Source organism: Streptomyces sp. SID12501 (genome assembly GCF_010550245.1).
Classification (GTDB): Bacteria; Actinomycetota; Actinomycetes; order Streptomycetales; family Streptomycetaceae; genus Streptomyces.
In genome coordinates this window covers 1-667 of sequence record NZ_JAAGLU010000223.1, presented here as the reverse complement: position 1 = coordinate 667, position 667 = coordinate 1, and the positions used below count along the sequence as shown (strand labels likewise).

General features: G+C 68.8%; 1 pseudogene. It reads left to right on the top strand.

The features are described 5' to 3' along the window. Positions 1–177: 177 nt before the first annotated feature. Positions 178–667: pseudogene (locus tag G3I71_RS45385) on the top strand (L-arabinose isomerase); the annotation flags it as partial.

Sequence of the window (667 nt, the reverse complement as noted above, 5' to 3'; positions counted from 1 at the left end):
AGGCCACGGCCGCCGTGAAGGCCGCCGTCATGGTCGAGGAGGTCGCCCGGACCGTCCACATCAGCCGGCAGCTCGGCGAGCCGCTGCCGATCGCGCAGAGCGACATCGACTCGCTGTACGCCCGTTACCAGAACGTCTACGGCCAGCACTGACCTGGCGATCGAGGGAGATGCACCGATGAGCAAGGCCTACCCGGACCAGGAGATCTGGTTCTTCACCGGCTCGCAGGACCTGTACGGCGAGGAGACGCTGCGCCAGGTCGCCGCGCAGTCGCAGGAGGTCGCGGCGGCGCTGGACGCGTCGGGCGACGTGCCCGCGAAGGTCGTCTGGAAGCCCGTCCTCAAGGACTCCGAGGCGATCCGCCGCGCGATGCTCGACGCGAACGCCGACGACAAGGTGCTCGGCGTCGTCACGTGGATGCACACGTTCAGCCCCGCGAAGATGTGGATCACGGGCCTGGACCTGCTGCGCAAGCCGCTGCTGCACCTGCACACGCAGGCGAACGTCGAGCTGCCGTGGGACACCATCGACTTCGACTTCATGAACCTCAACCAGGCCGCGCACGGCGACCGCGAGTACGCGTACATCGCGACGCGCCTGGGCCTGGCGCGCACCACGGTCTCGGGTCACGTGTCGAACCCGGACGTGACCGCGCGCATCGGCACGT